Origin of the sequence: Halobacillus sp. A1 (assembly GCF_024189295.1) — a bacterium.
GTDB lineage: Bacteria > Bacillota > Bacilli > Bacillales > Halobacillaceae > Halobacillus_A.
Map to the genome: position 1 here is coordinate 1 of NZ_JAIZEN010000011.1, position 16,272 is coordinate 16,272.

The 16,272-nt window shown below is 41.0% G+C and carries 13 protein-coding genes; 7 read left to right on the forward strand and 6 right to left on the reverse strand.

Features of this window, described 5'->3' with window-relative positions; all coding sequences use genetic code 11:
• The 3 genes from LF817_RS12380 to LF817_RS20425 form a co-directional block, all read left to right on the forward strand.
• Positions 1–847 (forward strand): Mu transposase domain-containing protein (locus LF817_RS12380; protein ID WP_483867077.1); only part of this gene is annotated, 847 nt, incomplete at its 5' end.
• Positions 844–1,599 (forward strand): IS21-like element helper ATPase IstB, encoded by a 756-nt coding sequence (istB, locus tag LF817_RS12385; RefSeq protein ID WP_371925055.1) that lies wholly within the window; start codon positions 844–846, stop codon positions 1,597–1,599. The genes LF817_RS12380 and istB, both read left to right, overlap by 4 nt.
• 449 nt (positions 1,600–2,048) lie before the next feature.
• Complete coding sequence (locus LF817_RS20425) at positions 2,049–5,165, forward strand: helicase-related protein (RefSeq protein WP_253936137.1); 3,117 nt, start codon at positions 2,049–2,051, stop codon at positions 5,163–5,165.
• A 151-nt stretch (positions 5,166–5,316) separates the two neighbouring features.
• On the opposite strand, the gene LF817_RS12395 is transcribed toward LF817_RS20425, so the two are convergent.
• The 3 genes from LF817_RS12395 to rlmH form a co-directional block, all read right to left on the reverse strand.
• The gene (locus LF817_RS12395; RefSeq protein ID WP_253936138.1) at positions 5,317–5,520 is read right to left on the reverse strand and encodes a hypothetical protein; all 204 of its coding nucleotides are present in this window, start codon (positions 5,518–5,520) and stop codon (positions 5,317–5,319) included.
• A gap of 1 nt (position 5,521) precedes the next feature.
• A complete protein-coding gene (locus tag LF817_RS12400; RefSeq protein WP_253936139.1) occupies positions 5,522–7,405 on the reverse strand; it encodes an HD domain-containing protein in 1,884 nt (627 codons plus the stop codon).
• A gap of 233 nt (positions 7,406–7,638) precedes the next feature.
• On the reverse strand, positions 7,639–8,118 hold the full coding sequence (gene rlmH, locus LF817_RS12405; protein ID WP_253936140.1) for a 23S rRNA (pseudouridine(1915)-N(3))-methyltransferase RlmH: 480 nt from the start codon (positions 8,116–8,118) through the stop codon (positions 7,639–7,641).
• A gap of 195 nt (positions 8,119–8,313) precedes the next feature.
• On the opposite strand from rlmH, the gene LF817_RS12410 reads away from it, so the two are divergent.
• The 3 genes from LF817_RS12410 to LF817_RS12420 all read left to right on the forward strand — a co-directional run bounded on the left by LF817_RS12410 (position 8,314) and on the right by LF817_RS12420 (position 10,786).
• The gene (locus LF817_RS12410; protein WP_253936141.1) at positions 8,314–9,387 is read left to right on the forward strand and encodes a hypothetical protein; all 1,074 of its coding nucleotides are present in this window, start codon (positions 8,314–8,316) and stop codon (positions 9,385–9,387) included.
• Between the two features lie 419 nt (positions 9,388–9,806).
• The gene (locus tag LF817_RS12415; RefSeq protein ID WP_253936142.1) at positions 9,807–10,217 is read left to right on the forward strand and encodes a hypothetical protein; all 411 of its coding nucleotides are present in this window, start codon (positions 9,807–9,809) and stop codon (positions 10,215–10,217) included.
• Between the two features lie 176 nt (positions 10,218–10,393).
• Positions 10,394–10,786, forward strand: a complete 393-nt coding sequence (locus LF817_RS12420) for an SRPBCC family protein (protein WP_253936143.1) — start codon at positions 10,394–10,396, stop codon at positions 10,784–10,786.
• A gap of 42 nt (positions 10,787–10,828) precedes the next feature.
• On the opposite strand, the gene asnB is transcribed toward LF817_RS12420, so the two are convergent.
• Both asnB and LF817_RS12430 read right to left on the reverse strand, forming a co-directional pair.
• Positions 10,829–12,742 (reverse strand): asparagine synthase (glutamine-hydrolyzing), encoded by a 1,914-nt coding sequence (gene asnB / locus LF817_RS12425; protein ID WP_253936144.1) that lies wholly within the window; start codon positions 12,740–12,742, stop codon positions 10,829–10,831.
• A 357-nt stretch (positions 12,743–13,099) separates the two neighbouring features.
• Positions 13,100–13,543: a hypothetical protein gene (locus LF817_RS12430; protein WP_253936145.1), complete on the reverse strand. Its 444-nt coding sequence runs from the start codon at positions 13,541–13,543 to the stop codon at positions 13,100–13,102.
• Between the two features lie 218 nt (positions 13,544–13,761).
• Between LF817_RS12430 and LF817_RS12435 the strand changes: the two genes are divergently transcribed.
• A complete protein-coding gene (locus LF817_RS12435; protein ID WP_253936146.1) occupies positions 13,762–15,090 on the forward strand; it encodes an FAD-dependent oxidoreductase in 1,329 nt (442 codons plus the stop codon).
• Positions 15,091–15,155: 65 nt separating this feature from the next.
• On the opposite strand, the gene LF817_RS12440 is transcribed toward LF817_RS12435, so the two are convergent.
• Positions 15,156–16,187 carry a threonine aldolase family protein gene (locus LF817_RS12440; RefSeq protein WP_253936147.1) on the reverse strand — a complete coding sequence of 344 codons (1,032 nt, stop codon included), beginning with the start codon at positions 16,185–16,187 and terminating at the stop codon, positions 15,156–15,158.
• Positions 16,188–16,272: the final 85 nt, after the last annotated feature.

Here is a 16,272-nt window from a genome sequence, read left to right on the forward strand (position 1 = left end):
GGCAGATTACTATCGTACCATCATTGTTCCCAGTCGGGTTCGAAAGCCAAAAGACAAGGCCAGCGTGGAAGGAACGGTCGGCTACATTTCACGTCAAATCATCGCTTCACTACGAAACTACCAATGTTTCCATTTGGGAGATTTAAATCAACAAATTCATAAAAAGCTTGAGGAAATCAACACGATAGACTTTCAAAAACGTCCTGGATCAAGGAAACAGGTATTCGAGGAAGAAGAGAAATCTCACCTTCAGCCACTTCCTCCAACCCGTTACAAACTTGCGGAATGGAAAACTGCAAAGGTTCAACTGAACTACCACATCCAAGTTGATCGCATGTACTATTCCGTTCCGTATGAGTATGTCCGTGAAGAGGTCGATATTCGACTGTCCACGGATCTACTAGAAGTGTACTTTAAAGAAGTGCGAATTGCATCCCACAAACGGTCCCTTGAGGAAGTAGGCCAATTCTCTACGAACCCGGATCACATGCCGGATAACCATCGATCATATCTGGAGCACACTCCGGAGAACAACCAGAAATGGGCAGGGTCCATCGGACCTTCTACTGATCGACTGGTTGCCCATATTCTTAAACATCATCCGGAAAAGAAAGCACTAACGATTCTAAGCTCGTTACGAAATGTTTCCTCCAAATATACAAAGGATGATCTGGAAACGGCAGCTCGAACATTACTGGATATCTCCACTAATCCTACCATTCCTGTGTTAAAAGGGATTTTAGACAGGCGGAAGAAGCGCAAGGCAAAAGATGAACACACCATCATTCACCACGAAAACCACGGCTTTACACGTGGGGCCAAATACTTCGGAGGGGGCAACAAATAATGAACCAAGAAACATTACGTAAATTAACAGAAATGAAAATGGGAGCAATGGCAGAACTCTATCAGCAACAGAGACAAAACAAAGACTATCAAACGATGGATTTTGATGATCGATTCAACCTCCTGGTTGACTATGAATATGATCGCCGAAAATCCAACCGATTGGAACGATTAATAAAACAAGCCACTTTTGAGGATCCTACCGCGGCCATTGAAGACATTGAATATCACCCGGACCGCAAGCTAGACAAAAATCTCATCTTGGAGTTGGCAACAGGTAATTATCTGCAGAATCACCACAACATTATTATGATGGGCGCTTCGGGGAACGGCAAAACATGGATTGCGAATGCTTTTGGCATTCATGCCTGTCGCCAATTTCACAAAGTGAAATATATCAGGTTGCCAGAATTACTGGATGAATTAGCTGTAGCGAAGTATGAAGCTGATGGAAGCTTCCGCAAACTCATCCAAAAATACAAGAAGATTGATCTTCTGATACTGGATGAATGGCTACTGACGGAGCTCTCAGAGGAGCACGCCCTTCATGTCTTAGAAATAATCGAATCGAGAATAAAGCGGACATCCACGATATTCTGTTCCCAATTCTCACCCGAAGGGTGGCACTCGAAGTTAGGACAGGCTCAGATAGCAGATGCGATTCTCGACCGCATTGTGCATGACTCCTATAAGATCCTAGTTGATGGCGAGATTTCGATGAGGGAACGTCACGGATTGGGGATTAATTCATGAGACCAGTAGAGTTGGAAAGACGTGCCGTTACTTATTTTTTTCACGGCTGACTAACTGCTTGTCTTGAGGCCGAGGATCAAGAAATAGGTATAGGTGAATTGGTTATACGTTCTCTTTCCTTCAAAAATCAAGAGTTGGATCATTCATCATGTATGTAAAGACCACAGCCATTGAAACACTCGTTTCAATGGCTTTTCCTATTAGATCATCTGAACCCGGCGGCTCATTTGTACGCATTCACTGGCTCTATTTCCCGCATTCAACGGCTCAAAACTCCGCACTAGTGGCTCATTCTGTCCGCAATACTCAGCGAAGAAAAAGGGAATAAGTCTGAAATAGAGAGTAATCAAAAGTTTATTGATAAATTAGCTTTTGAAATATACTCAATAAACGAAGAAGACAAAAAAACTCTAATTGGTATTATTGAATAAGAAACGGAGTTGGATTAAGTGCCTGAAATTCCAGAAATAATTGATAACAGAACAACACTATTAAAAGATACACTTAATAGTTTAATAAAATATGCAGATAAGGTAGAAATTGCGTCAGGGTATTTCTACCTGAATGGCTTCAACTTAATCAAAGAAAATATTAACCCTGAGTGTACTATTAACATTGTTATAGGAAACGAAACTGATGCCTTAACTGCTCATGAATTATCAAGTGGTTATGAATTACGAAAACAACTTATCCTTAATTCAATGGAAAAAGATATATCCTACTTAGGCGATGAGCAAAAACAAATGATTTACGATTTGTCTCAAATGATTAGAGATGGTAAAGTCAATTTTAAAATATATGTAAAAGAAAAATTTCACTCAAAAGCTTATATACTAGATGTAGGCTATAATAATGGTGAAATAAAAGAGCAATATGCAATTATTGGTTCAAGTAATTTTTCTAAAAGTGGACTTGGAGACGATAATAGCAAGGTTAATACTGAATTAAATGCGATTTTAAGACAACCTTCAGCTATAAGCGAAGTAAAGAAATGGTACAAAGAAATCTGGGAAGAAGCTGAAGATTTCAATAAAGACTTATTAAGTGTCATTGAAAACAACTTACAAGTTGAAAAGTATGATTATTCGCCCTTTGATATATTATTAAAAACACTTTTTGAATTTTTAAAAGACGATAATATATTCGAGGATATTCAGGCCCTTAAACTAGATGATCTTACAGAATTCCAAGCATTTGCTGTTAAAAAAGCGGTTCAAATTTTAGACAGTTACAATGGTGTTATTATTGCAGATAGTGTTGGACTTGGAAAAACATATGTCGCTAAAGGACTTCTAAGATATTTTAAATTACAAGAAAAAACTACCACAATAATTTGTCCTGGCTCATTAAAATCCATGTGGCAAAACCAAGCAAATTTTTTAAATATTAGCGCTAATGTGATTACACAGGAGAGTATCGGTAGGAACGGCATTCCGAATAAAGAATTGCTAAACGTAGATGTAATTATTATAGACGAAGCTCACAATTTCCGTAATCAAAATGCAAATAGGCACAGGGAATTAATAAAAGTTACTATGGATAAGAGTATTGTTCAATTAACTGCCACCCCCGTAAATAATTCTATATACGACCTATATAATATACTGACTTTATTTTTAAAAGATGATGATTTTAAGAATAAATTCGGAATAGCAAAATTAAGGGATATATTTAACGAATACGAAGAAAAAAAAGATGAAGTATCAAACATTCTAAATGAAATAATGATAAGAAGAAGTCGGACTTTTATTAAGAAAAAATACGGTAACAAACAAAAGAAATTATTTGTAAATGGCAAAGAATTAAAATTCCCTAAAAGAAATTTAAAAAAAATCAGTTACAGTATATCTGACTTATATGGAGAAAACATATTCTTAAAAATAGCCAATATTATAGAAAACTTGCATTTGCCAATAATTGCTGATGATACCCTTTCAGAGGGTCAACAATTTTTCAATAAATCACTTGTAAGATCTATGTTTCTTAAGAGATTTGAAAGTTCAGTAGAAGCATTTAGAAACTCTATAATGAAGCAAATAAGATATAGTGAATTACTCCTTAACTCAATGGATAATGGCTATTTAATATTGAAAAAAGAAATTATGTCATTGTTGGAATCAGATAGTTATGATATTGAAGATGATTTCGTAAAAATAGACGTTTCTGATTATCATGGTAACATTCAAAAATTAAAAGACCAGGTGCAATCAGATAAAAAAGACCTTTCCGAAATCATTAGTCTAATTAAAGATATTGATAACGAAAAAGACGTGAAACTTCAAACATTTATTAATCATATTAGACTTAGTCAAAGTAAAAATTCACGGCCTAAATTACTCATTTTCACTCAATTTAAAGATACTGCTCGTTATTTATATGAAAACCTTTCAAAATACAATTTTGGGGAAGTTAGTGAAATAGACAGCAAAAATAACCAAAATAACAGGAAAGAAAAAGTAGTTGCACAATTTTCCCCAAAAGCAAATCCAGATTTTTTTGATTCAAATAAACCAGAAATTGATATATTAATTTCAACTGATATATTGTCAGAAGGACAAAATCTTCAAGATTGTAATACCATTATTAATTATGATCTCACCTGGAACCCAGTAAGAATCATTCAAAGAGAAGGCAGAATTGACCGTATTACGACTCAGCATGACAATGTTTATATTTATAATTTTATTCCAGATGATAAATTAGATGCACTATTAAATTTAACAAAGAGACTTGCCAAAAAAATAAGATATATTAATGAAACAATTGGTAATGAGAGCCAAATTATATCAGATGATGAAGTGCTTATTGACAAAGTATTTAATGAAAAAGATCAACGGCATCTTAAAATGGTTAATATGGAAGATGTAACTGTATTAGATGAGTTAGAACAAGATAGAGATGATTTCATTCCTTCAGAGGAATATATATATGAAGATTATAAAGAATTATTATTTAATAATGAAAAAAACATGACTCTTGCCTCTAATATACCAGACGGTATTTTCTCGATTCGTAAATCAGATGAAAATAAAGGAATATTTATGTATTATAAATCAGGAGGTAATAATTATTGGTTATTTTATGATATTAAATCAAATAAATTTAAAACTAGCAAAGCAGAAATATACAAGATAATCTCAAATGGAAATTATCTAAACGTAAGACCATTGAAAAGAAAAATTAATTTTAATGTTGAGGAGATTTTAGAGTTAGGTGAAAAACATGTAACAGACCAATTAAGAGACATAGCTCAAATTAAAGCTACCTCTTCGGAAATAGACATAGTTCAAAAAAATATTGCTGAAAGATTAGAAAATATTTTTTCAAAAGCAAAATTCAGAAACAAAATTACTCTCGAACAAAGAATGATTCGAAAAAAACTTAAAAAACCTCTACATAGAGGGACTATTAATAAGTTAAAATCTATCAATTTCCCTTCAATGACCGATAATGAATTAATAAGTAAATTAGATGATTTGTTAGAATATATAAATGTTAAGGATGTTAATAATACCAATAATGATGATAGTGGAATTAGGTTAGTATGTTATGAAATTTTCATCTAATTTTGTGGGTGCCCAAATTAAGGGCACCTTTTTTAGAAATTAATTCTAAAAAATTAATCACTAACGACATTGGACTTTACTTGTTGGTTCTTCTTTTTTAACTGTAAATTTTCTTCTATTTCGTTATTCCTATCTTTTTTTTGGTACAGTACTAAGAATTAACCGAATAATGATTGCCAATTTTTGAAATTAAACCTCTATCACAATACATTTCTAAAATATCAGATAGTTCTTCTAAAGTGAGAGACACACCTGTTGAATTTAATTCTTTATTAACTTGCTCTTGATTAAATTCACCTTTAGAGAATACTACTTTTGCAATCTTATAATTTTGACTATCTTGTATCTTTAGCATATCAACTCTCCTCCTCAAAGTATTGAGACAATAATTTGCCTGTGTTTGCACCTAAATCTTTTAAGAAATCTTCAACATTTAATTGCCCTTCCTCTAAAAGGATATAAATAAAGATTTGAGGGAAAACATCTTTTCCAAGATTAAGATCATGTTCGATTCTCGAAACTTCACTTAAAGTTATGATTCCATCCTCACCTTGTAAGTAAGGTTTCTCCTTATCAAGACCAGTTTTCAACTTTTTATAATTAACCAATACGTGCTCTTCAAAGTCAATCTCAAATTTTTCACACGTCTCTATAATAGCATTTTCGACCACTTTTGTGAATTCTTCAGACCGTAGTAAAGAGTCAAATAATTTATTTATTGTAGAATAAAAAAAACCAAAAGAAGGAGCTTTTTTCTTCCATTCAGAATAACTTTGGTGATATAAATCATGTTGCTTTTCCAACAAATCAATAAGAAATTCAGGGTCTTTAATTCGAATTTTTTTTATGTCTATGTTTTCAATGATGTTTTTATCTATGATTAAAAAATCATCCATTCTTTTAATTAATGAATGGTAATATTTTTTATTTGACAGAATTTCTTCCAATTGTTTACCAGTTTTGTTATTTGTGTCTTGGTAATTCCCATAAAATTTTTGTCTCAAAACTGTAAGTAGCCATGCATCGTCCCATTGTGTAATTAAGTTAAAGTATTTTTTGTTAGTATTCACAACTTTTATAGGTTTCCATAACCCTGATATATTTAATGGTAATGCTAAGCTTGGATCCTCTTTACTTTCTTCTTCACTTTCTTCTTCAAGATAGCTCATTGAAAGATCATAAATTATTTCACTTAATAGTTGATCTGTTTTTACAACACGATGGTGAAAGATAACATATTTGTATAGAAATACGTATCTCTGATAAAAATCTTCTATAGTACTTAATGTTCTAACAGAAGGCACGAAATAATATTTTTCAATTTGTTTAATCATCTTCATAGAAGACAATAATCTATCATATTCAATATGACCTTTTGTAAATCCAGAATTAATAAGATCTCTAGTAACATAATCTAATCTATCACAATCAATAGGACTAGCAATAATTGAATGGATATCTTTAAAAAAATCATTTTCTTCCTTTAAAATTTTGATTGTTAAATAACGTACATAGATAGAAAATAGTTGCATATCATCGGAATCTTGATTAGTTTCATTATTAACAAACTCAAATAGTCGATCCGCAATGTTATTGCCTATCCTTTCATGCAACTCTAACTTATTCTTTCTTTCATTATGATAAGAATCCATTATATCCAAAAAAAAGTCCATTCTCTTTGTGGTTTTTTCTCTCCCTTTTACTTTTTTTAACACTTCGTTTAAAGCACTTTCTGTTACATGACTAAATGGCGGATGGCCCAAGTCGTGTAGCAAAGCAGCACACCTAATAGACTGGAATACTAAATAGTAGTAATTTTTATGTCTGTCATCTATCACACTTGGTGCTTTCTTTTTATATAACGGGTCTAGAATATCTGCAGATTCAAACCTTTCAAGAACATCGTCAAGACGTTCATTAAATTTATGTCTCAATATTTCACCATTATCTTCATTTAACTTCTGAACTTCTTCTTTCGCTTCTTTCATAAACTCACTTAGCACATCTTCTTCAGCGTTTGAGACACTATTATAGAAAATCTCACCGCCTATGTGCATCACACCTAATGAATGTTCGAATCTTTTAGTTTGATTAGAAGGATAGGTTAAAAAAGCAGTCGAATTTTGCATTATATTATGTAATCTGTTAAAGGCATGCTGGGATATTAATTTCTTTTCAATACTACTTATCTGTATATTTCCATGAATAGTATCCGCTATCCTCTTAATTTTTAGATGCATACTGTAATACCACCTTTCTAAATACTCTTAATAATATACATATTCTTCAAATATAGCTTTTTACCTTCTTTATCCATATACATTTATTTAATAAGATTAGTATTTTCAATTCTCATTGATAGGTCTTATCTACTTTTTAATTTGATAATTGTAAATCTACCAAAAAATTAATTAGGACTAGCAGGGAGTATTTTAATAAGAATTAATGACTTATAGGTACTGAAGATTAGTCATTACTTGTGATAAGGCTCCCCCCTATTAATCTTAAACGCCCGATACACCTGCTCAACCAACATCAACCGCATCAACTGATGAGGAAACGTCATCTTCGAAAAAGACAACCCATAATCACTCCGCTTCAGCACCTCATCACTCAATCCAAGCGATCCACCAATCACAAACGCTACCTTACTCTTCCCATACGTCGCCAGGTCGTCCAACTGCTTAGCGAGTTTTTCAGAAGTGAGCTGCTTGCCTTCGATTTCCAGTGTGAAGACGTGGGTGTCTGGCTGGATTTTTGATAGGATCCGCTCCCCTTCTTTCTGCTTCACTTCGAGCATTTGTGCTTCGCTTAGGTTCTCGGGTGCTTTTTCGTCGGGGACTTCGACGACTTCCACTTTGGCGTAGGGGGTGAGGCGCTTGATGTATTCTTCGATGCCTTGTTTTAGGTATTTTTCTTTTAGTTTTCCGACGGTTACGATCGTTATTTTCATTGGTTTCGTCCTCCAGCTCGTTGTTCTGTTTCCATTTTATCATGAAAGCTGCTGGCTTTCGGCCGCTTCCTTTAAAGCAGAAGTGTGTAAGATTTCTTTCAATTTATTTACATACGGCATAGCGCAAGAAAAATATGTTAAACTTCTTCAATATTCCAGTGATTTACTGTTTTAGAGAAGGAAGTGTGTGATGTTATGGAAAAGATTTCTCTGCTGCTATTGGCGGTGTTTATTATGTTCTTACTGGCGGCTTGTACGGATTCGTCTCCGACTTCTTCGGAGCATGAGGGTAAGGATGCTTCTTCTGAAGAAGAGAAAAAAGAAGAGCCTGATCCGCCTTATAAAGCTTTAGAGCCTTCGGAAGACGCTGTGCCTCTAGATGAAAGTCTATCTGAAAAGGAGCAGCAGCACATGCCTGCAGCTCAGGCACAGGGAGGAGATCCGGAGCGTTCCATCCCTGTTGGGGAGACGCTGGCTGACGGGGTGGAGGACCCGTCTGATGGACCGTTGAAGGATCATCGGCTTGTGGCGTTCTATGGTACTCCTGAATCGGAAAACATGGGAATTCTCGGTGAGCTGGAACCAGAGGAGTACATGAAGCAGCTGAAGGAACAGACGCAGGCATATTCGGACGCCGATCCGGAGCGTCCGGCGGTTCCGACGATTGAGCTGATTGCGACGATGGCCCAGAATGAGCCTGGACCTGATGGAAAATACGTCCGCATGACGGACGAAGAGAACATTGATGAGTATGTCGAGCTTGCTGAGGAGCACGACGCACTTGTGATGCTTGATATTCAGCTCGGCACGGATTCCGTCATGAATCAGGTGAAGATGATTGAGAAGTGGCTGAAGCACCCTCACGTTCACTTGGCGATTGACACCGAATTTCAAGTCGATGAAGGAGAAACGCCGGGAGAAGATCTCGGACAGGTCGATGGTGCTGAAGTGCAGGAAGCGGTTGAGTATGTATCCCAGCTGACTGAGGAAAACAACTTACCGGATAAGTTCGTTTTCGTTCACCAGTTCACGGATGACGTGCTGACGAATAGAGAAGCGATTCAACCGACCGACAATGTCGAAGTCGCCCTGAACTATGACGGCTGGGGCGATGCCAACGCGAAACAGTCGCTTTACGGGAACTTCGTACGTAATAAAGCAATTCAGTACGGCGGATTTAAAATCTTTTACGATAAGGATCAACCCGTTATGGATCCAGAGGAAATCTTAAAACTCGATCCCAATCCAGCGATTATCAATTACCAATAAAAGAGCGCCTGGTCCCGATTCCTCAGGGCCAGGCACTTTTTATATTGCCTCTGTAAATATTCATTCTATTGAACTCTATATTCTCACAGGACAATGATATGGAAGATCCTCTTCTGGTTAAAGGGGTTCGTTAATTCCATTTATGAATGGGGTGGTTGGGAAGCTGCGAGACTCCCGTGGGAGAAGGAGGTAGGCGAGATCCCACAGGGCTGTAAGCCCGAGGAAGCTCGCCAGGTCCCCCACAGGAAAGCGAGTAGCTTCCCAACCACCCCTGTCTCGTAATGCGGCAACGAACCCCGGTTACCCCAATCCCTGTTAAATATTTCTCAACAAGTTAACCAAAACTACGGATGGAGAATTCATCCGTAGGGCATAACGAAATAATGAAGGAGAAAAACGTGTGATGCGGAGGGGATCGGATGTTGGATACGAGAACAGTCAGCGTGACGGTGAATATCAGTGCGGATGAAGCGTACCGTTTCCTGCGCGAACCGATGAATCTGGCCGCGTGGGCAAAATCGTTCTGCCTCTCAGTCGCATGCAGGCAGGACGTATGGTTCGTAGAGACCGGCCATGGGAAGGCGCGCGTGCAGTTTGCGGAGGATAACCCTTATAGGGTCGCCGATTACGACCTGACGCTTGCGACAGGGGAGAAAATGGTTCATCCGATGCGGGTGATCGCAAACGGGGAGCGTCGCTGTGAAGTGGTGGCGACGTTGTTTCGCCCTTCTGACGTGTCGGATGAGGACTTTTTGCTGGATGGATCTTTGCTTGTGAGTGATTTACGACGGTTGAAGGAAACGGTGGAACTGATGGCGGGCCAGCTATAAAGCTGGTCTTTTTTATATCCAGAGAAGTTTCGTGAGGTTGTACATTTACTCCTTACGCAGCTGATGCAGAATGACTCCTCCTTTAAAGTCTAAAAAATCTCCGCCAAAATTTTTTTATTTTCCAGTATATATTCCTGCGTAAAAGGGGTATGGTTAGGTGAGAAGGAGTGCTGAACATGTTTGAGGCGAAAACGGTAAGCGTAACGATTAATAGACCGATGCAGGAAGTGTACCGTTTCGTGCACGAGCCGATGAATCTGCCGGCGTGGGCGAAGTCCTTCTGTTTGTCGGTGGCCAAAAAAGGCGATGATTGGATTGTGGAGACGGAAGACGGCCGGGCGAAGATTCGCTTCGTTGAGGATAATCCGCACGGCGTGCTGGATCATTATGTGACGGTGGGCGCGGGTGCTGAGCTTTTGAATCCGATGCGGGTGATTCACAATGGGCCGGGCTGTGAAGTGATGTTCACGTTATTCAGGCTTCCTGAGATATCCGAGGAGAATTTTATGCTGGATGCGGCGATGATTGCGACGGATTTGCAGTTGTTAAAAGAAACGCTGGAATTATAAAAAAGGGTCCACTCTCGAGTTGAGAGTGGACCCTTTCTGTCGTTAGACGAGTGACATTTGTTCGTACACTTTACTTTTCGTTTCGTCGACTTTCTGCAGCTCTTCGAAGGAATAGACGTCTTCCATGTAGATTTGATGCCACAGCATGAACATGAGCACGGTCCAGATCTTACGGGAATAGTCCCCTTTTTGCTGGACGTGGGCTTCAAGCAGCTCGAGTACGACGGCTTTGCTGATCAGGTGATCGGTCGGGCTGTTGTTGATCAGTTTTTTCGCCCAGTCGTACAGTTCATTACGCAGCCAGTGGCGGATCGGTACCGGGAAGCCGAGCTTCTTGCGGTCGAGGACGTGATCGGGCACGATGCCTCGCGCGGCTTTACGCAGGATCGATTTCGTCGTGCCGTCGGCGATCGTGCTGTCGACGGTGAGCTGGCGTGCGACGTTGAACACTTCTTTATCTAAAAATGGAACACGCAGCTCGAGGGAGTTCGCCATCGTCATTTTATCCGCCTTCAGCAGAATGTCTCCGCGCATCCACGTGTGGATGTCGACATACTGCATCTGGTGGGTCGGATGGTATTCATCGGCTGTCTGGTACAGGCGCTTCGTCAGCGACTGGTACGGATATTCTTTGGCGTACTGTGTTAACAGGCGCTCTTTTTCCGCTTCTTCAAACATTTTCGCATTCCCGATGAAGCGTTCTTTGAGCGGTGTCGTGCCTCGCTCAAGCAGGCTTTTGCCGCGCATGCCTTCAGGCAGGACGCGTGCCACCTGGTTCAACGCTTTTTTCAAAACGGCCGGCATCGAATTGAATGCTTTTAGGGATTCCGGTTCGCGGTAAATGTTGTAGCCGCCGAACAGCTCATCCGCTCCTTCTCCGGACAACACGACCGTCACCTGCTTCCTCGCTTCGCGGGCGACGAAATACAACGGAACACAGGATGGATCGGCCAGTGGATCGTCCATGTGCCACATGATTTTCGGCAGCTTGTCTACATATTCTTCAGCAGAAATCAAATAATCATGATTTTCTACGTTCAATGCGTTGGCGGTTTCTTTCGCTACGTCCACTTCAGAGTAGCCTTCTTGTTCAAAGCCGACGGAGAACGTTTTAATATTCGGGTTGTACTGCTTGGCGATCGATACAATCAGCGACGAGTCAATGCCGCCGGACAAGAACGAACCGACCGGCACGTCACTGCGCATGTGAATGCCGACAGAATCAAACAGGACATCCTGAATCTGTTTCATTTGACGTTTCTCTTCCGTAATGACCGGATTGAACGTCGCGTGGAAATAACGCTCCATCTGCAGGGAACCGCCTGATTTTTTTATAAAATAATGTCCGGGTTCCACCTTATGTACGTCGCTTGTCATCGTCAACGGTTCCGGTACGTATTGATAGCTTAAATAATGCTGCAGGGCGAGCGTTGAGACGTCATCATTTGGTGACACGAGGCTTTTCTTCTCTGAAGCGAAGCGGAGAACGTCGTTTGAATCGCTGTAAAAGAACGGCTTGATGCCAAACGGGTCGCGTGCGCCGTACAGATCTTTTTCCTGCTTATCCCATATTATAATGCTGAACATGCCGCGCAGCTGTTTGAAGGCGCCTTCCTTTTGATCCTGGAACAGCACAGCAATGACTTCTGTATCTGATTCGGTTTGAAAGGTGTAGCCTTTCTCGATCAGCTGTTCGCGCAGCTCGACATAATTATAAATTTCTCCATTGAAGACCATCCAGTAGCGCTCGTTTTCAAAATGAAACGGCTGATGGCCGCTTTCGATATCGATGATGCTTAATCTGCGGAAGCCCAGAGAAATATGATCGTCATGATAATACCCCTCATCATCCGGCCCGCGGTGCTTGATTAAATGATTGCTCTGTTCAAATGCTTGTGTATATTCTTCCGTGACCGACTGCCCTCTATTATGCAAAATCCCAATAAATCCACACATAGAATAATATAACCCCTTTTTTTGTATTTCCGAAGCTCTGACTGCTGAAAAAGAATCTTCCTTCTCTCTATTTACGGATCGGATCGATTCTATCTATTGGGTGAAAGTCCCTAATTGTTCCAAAGACAAAAGACACCCTTAAATGAAAATTAAATACTTAAGAGTATAATTTACCCATCTGTATTTAAAAAAATGAACCGACACAAGTCGCGCTTGTACCGGCTGTACTTTCAATTATAGTAGGTTGTCATTTAATGTCAACGCACTTTCTTACCAGTAAATTCTTCCTTTTCTAATTCTATACAGGCGAGGGTATAGTATGTAAACGGCCGCTTTCCAATCAGGGAAAGGGTTCGCTTACGGATCCAACTGAGCAATCTGCTGTTCGATAAAATCTGCATCTCTTGAACTGAGTCCGCTCATAATAATCTGGAAGACGGTATCCCTTTGCTGGATCGGCATCTCTGTGATGTTCTGATTATTTACATAAGTGAGCAGGGTGCGGGCGGTTTTTTGATAAAAGTCGAACTCCGCATGACCGCCGGGATACAGGTCCTTCGAGTCAGAAAGGTCGACTGCCGTTCTATTGAATGAAAAGGCGAGCGCTTTGATTTCCGCATCTGTCGCATCCTCGTCTCCAATTCGAACCGCAAGCTCCGTCAGCAGGCCGCGCATCGCCGTTAAATCTGTCGTTTTAGCAGCTGTCATCTCATCCTGGGACGTCTGGTACTGGTAAACGTTTACACCAATACTGACAAGTAATAAAAGTACGGTTATGATAAGCCACCTTTTTTTCTTCATCATATAGCCCCCTTCACGTCGATTGTCTTTTTATTATTATATCTAAAAAATCGATAAACATGGGCGATCTCAAGAAAAAAAGCTGAAATTATGTCGATTGAATATACTTTGTGAAATATTGAACAAAAAGGTTGAAATGTTTCATGGGACGGATTATAATAAAATTACGTTGATTATGTGAATTGTTTCACAAGTCAATATCCAAGGAGGAAAACATTATGAAAATCGCTGTTATCGGAAGCACTCACGCGGGAACCGCCGCGGTTACGAATATGGCTCACCTTTATCCTGAAGCTGACATCACGGTATATGAACGCAATGACAACGTGTCCTTTCTTTCCTGTGGTTTAGCGCTGTATGTGGGCGGGGTCGTCGATGATCCTCAAGGATTGTTTTACTCTTCTCCTGAGCAGCTTAGACAGCTGGGCATTTCTATGAGAATGCAGCACGACGTGAAAGACATCGATACGATCAACCAGCGCATTGAAGCTGTGAATCTAGTGACCGGAGAATTTGTGACGGACTACTATGATAAACTCGTCATGACGACAGGCTCCTGGCCGGTAACGCCGCCGATCGAAGGCATCGATCTCGACAACGTCCTGCTTGCGAAAAACTACAACCAGGCAAACACGATTATTGAAAAAGCGGAGCATGCCGATCACGTGACCGTCGTTGGCGCAGGGTATATCGGAGTCGAGCTCGTGGAAGCTTTTGAGAAGTCCGGGAAACGGGTGACGTTGATTGATGGCGTCGACCGTATTTTAAATAGATATCTTGATGCGGAATTTACCAATCAAATAGAAGAAGATTTCCGCCATCGCGGCATTGACCTCCGTTTAGGAGAGACTGTGGAAAAGTTTGAAGGCAAAGGCTCGGTCCAAGCGGTCGTGACGAACAAAGGCCGGATCGATACCGATTTAGTCATTATGTGTGTAGGATTCCGTCCCAACACGAATCTGCTGCGCGGGAAAGTCGACATGCTCGACAACGGAGCGATTAAAGTGAACGAATATATGCAGACGAGTGATCCAGCTATTTTTGCTGCAGGGGACTGCTGTGCGGTTAAGTATAACCCGACCGGCGGACACGCTTATATCCCGCTGGCTACCAACGCCGTGCGCATGGGTACGCTCGCAGCTCGCAACTTGATGGGACCTGTACTGAAAAATGTCGGTACCCAGGGAACGTCCGGCCTGCACATTTATGATTTGAACATGGCCTCTACCGGATTGACGGAAACCTCAGCCCGTCTTTTAGGTGTTCATGTGAAAAGCATCACAATTAATGAAAAGCATCGCCCAGAGTTTATGCCGACGGCTGAAAATGTACAGCTGAAGGTAAGCTATGACCCTGAGTCTCGTAAAATCGTAGGCGCGCAAGTGTTGTCAAAAGTGGACGTGACGCAGTCGATCAATACGCTCAGCGTCTGCACTCAAAGCGGAATGACCGTCGATGAGCTCGGCTTTGTCGATTTCTTCTTCCAGCCGCACTTCAACCAGCCGTGGAATTTCCTGAATAAAGCGGGTCTCGCCGCTGCTCAATAAATAAAAGCCCTCTTCCCCGCCGCTATGGCGCTTGTGGAAGAGGGCTTTTTTGTGTGGATAGAATTTCAGCTTCGTACGCGGGCCAGATCGTTCACCCGATCAATCACTTGTTTAATATCGTTGCGGTTCACGTCATAGTGAGTAACAAAACGCACGGTGTCCGGACCGAACGTCCCGGCAAATACGCCTGCTTTTGTCAGTTCTTCCACAAAGTGATCGCTGGACATGGAAAGACCAGCAACATTGACGATAACGATGTTCGTATCGACCGGTCCTTCAATGCTCAGTCCGGGAACTTGTTCAAAAGCTTCGGCCAGTAATGCCGCATGTTCATGATCTTCTGCCAGTCGGTCGACCATCGTCGTCAGCGCAACGTACCCGGGTTCGGCAATGACGCCGACCTGGCGAAGTCCGCCTCCGAGGCGTTTGCGCCATTTGCGCGCTTTTCGAATGAACTCGGCGGAGCCGGAAATGATCGAACCGACAGGGGCTCCGAGTCCTTTTGATAAACAGAACTGCACCGTATCTGTCTGGGCCGCGTAATCTTTAACGGAGATGCCGGAAGCGACCGACGCATTGAATAATCGGGCGCCGTCCAAATGGACAGGAATGCCGTGCTCTCTCGCTATGTCATGAATCGCCTGCATGTTTTCGAGAGGGACGATGGCTCCTCCAGCTTTGTTGTGGGAGTTTTCTATGCAGATCATTCCCGTTTCAGGAAAATGGATATTATCCGGCCGCACGGCTGCCCGTACATGCTCCGGGTTCATCGCTCCGCGCACGCCCTGGATCGTGCGGGGCTGGACGCCTGCTAAGGCGGACATCGCTGCCCCTTCATATAGGAAAAGGTGAGCATCCGCTTCGAGGAGTACTTCATCCCCGCGGTCACAGTGGGTCAGTGCTGCGATCTGATTGCCTTGCGTTCCGCTCGTTACGAACAGGGCTGCTTCTTTTCCGAGCATGCGCGCTGCGGTCTCTTCTAATTTTATAACGCTCAAGTCTTCGCCGTACACGTCATCCCCCACCTCGACGTGATAGCCGGCCTTCCGCATCTCGGGGGTGGGTCTTGTTACGGTATCGCTTCGAACATCTATCATATGTAATCCTCCTTATCCACTTCATTGTACGAAACTGGATGAGTTATGGACAACCTTTTTGAAAAAATGTGGATAACCCACTCTC

What these genes read in the sequence shown, in the direction of transcription:
- LF817_RS12395 (WP_253936138.1), bottom strand. Translation starts at nt 5,520, where the DNA reads ATGCTAAAGATACAAGATAGTCAAAATTATAAGATTGCAAAAGTAGTA.
- LF817_RS12400 (WP_253936139.1), bottom strand. Translation starts at nt 7,405, where the DNA reads ATGCATCTAAAAATTAAGAGGATAGCGGATACTATTCATGGAAATATA.
- rlmH (WP_253936140.1), bottom strand. Translation starts at nt 8,118, where the DNA reads ATGAAAATAACGATCGTAACCGTCGGAAAACTAAAAGAAAAATACCTA.
- LF817_RS12410 (WP_253936141.1), top strand. Translation starts at nt 8,314, where the DNA reads ATGGAAAAGATTTCTCTGCTGCTATTGGCGGTGTTTATTATGTTCTTA.
- LF817_RS12415 (WP_253936142.1), top strand. Translation starts at nt 9,807, where the DNA reads ATGTTGGATACGAGAACAGTCAGCGTGACGGTGAATATCAGTGCGGAT.
- LF817_RS12420 (WP_253936143.1), top strand. Translation starts at nt 10,394, where the DNA reads ATGTTTGAGGCGAAAACGGTAAGCGTAACGATTAATAGACCGATGCAG.
- asnB (WP_253936144.1), bottom strand. Translation starts at nt 12,742, where the DNA reads ATGTGTGGATTTATTGGGATTTTGCATAATAGAGGGCAGTCGGTCACG.
- LF817_RS12430 (WP_253936145.1), bottom strand. Translation starts at nt 13,543, where the DNA reads ATGAAGAAAAAAAGGTGGCTTATCATAACCGTACTTTTATTACTTGTC.
- LF817_RS12435 (WP_253936146.1), top strand. Translation starts at nt 13,762, where the DNA reads ATGAAAATCGCTGTTATCGGAAGCACTCACGCGGGAACCGCCGCGGTT.
- LF817_RS12440 (WP_253936147.1), bottom strand. Translation starts at nt 16,187, where the DNA reads ATGATAGATGTTCGAAGCGATACCGTAACAAGACCCACCCCCGAGATG.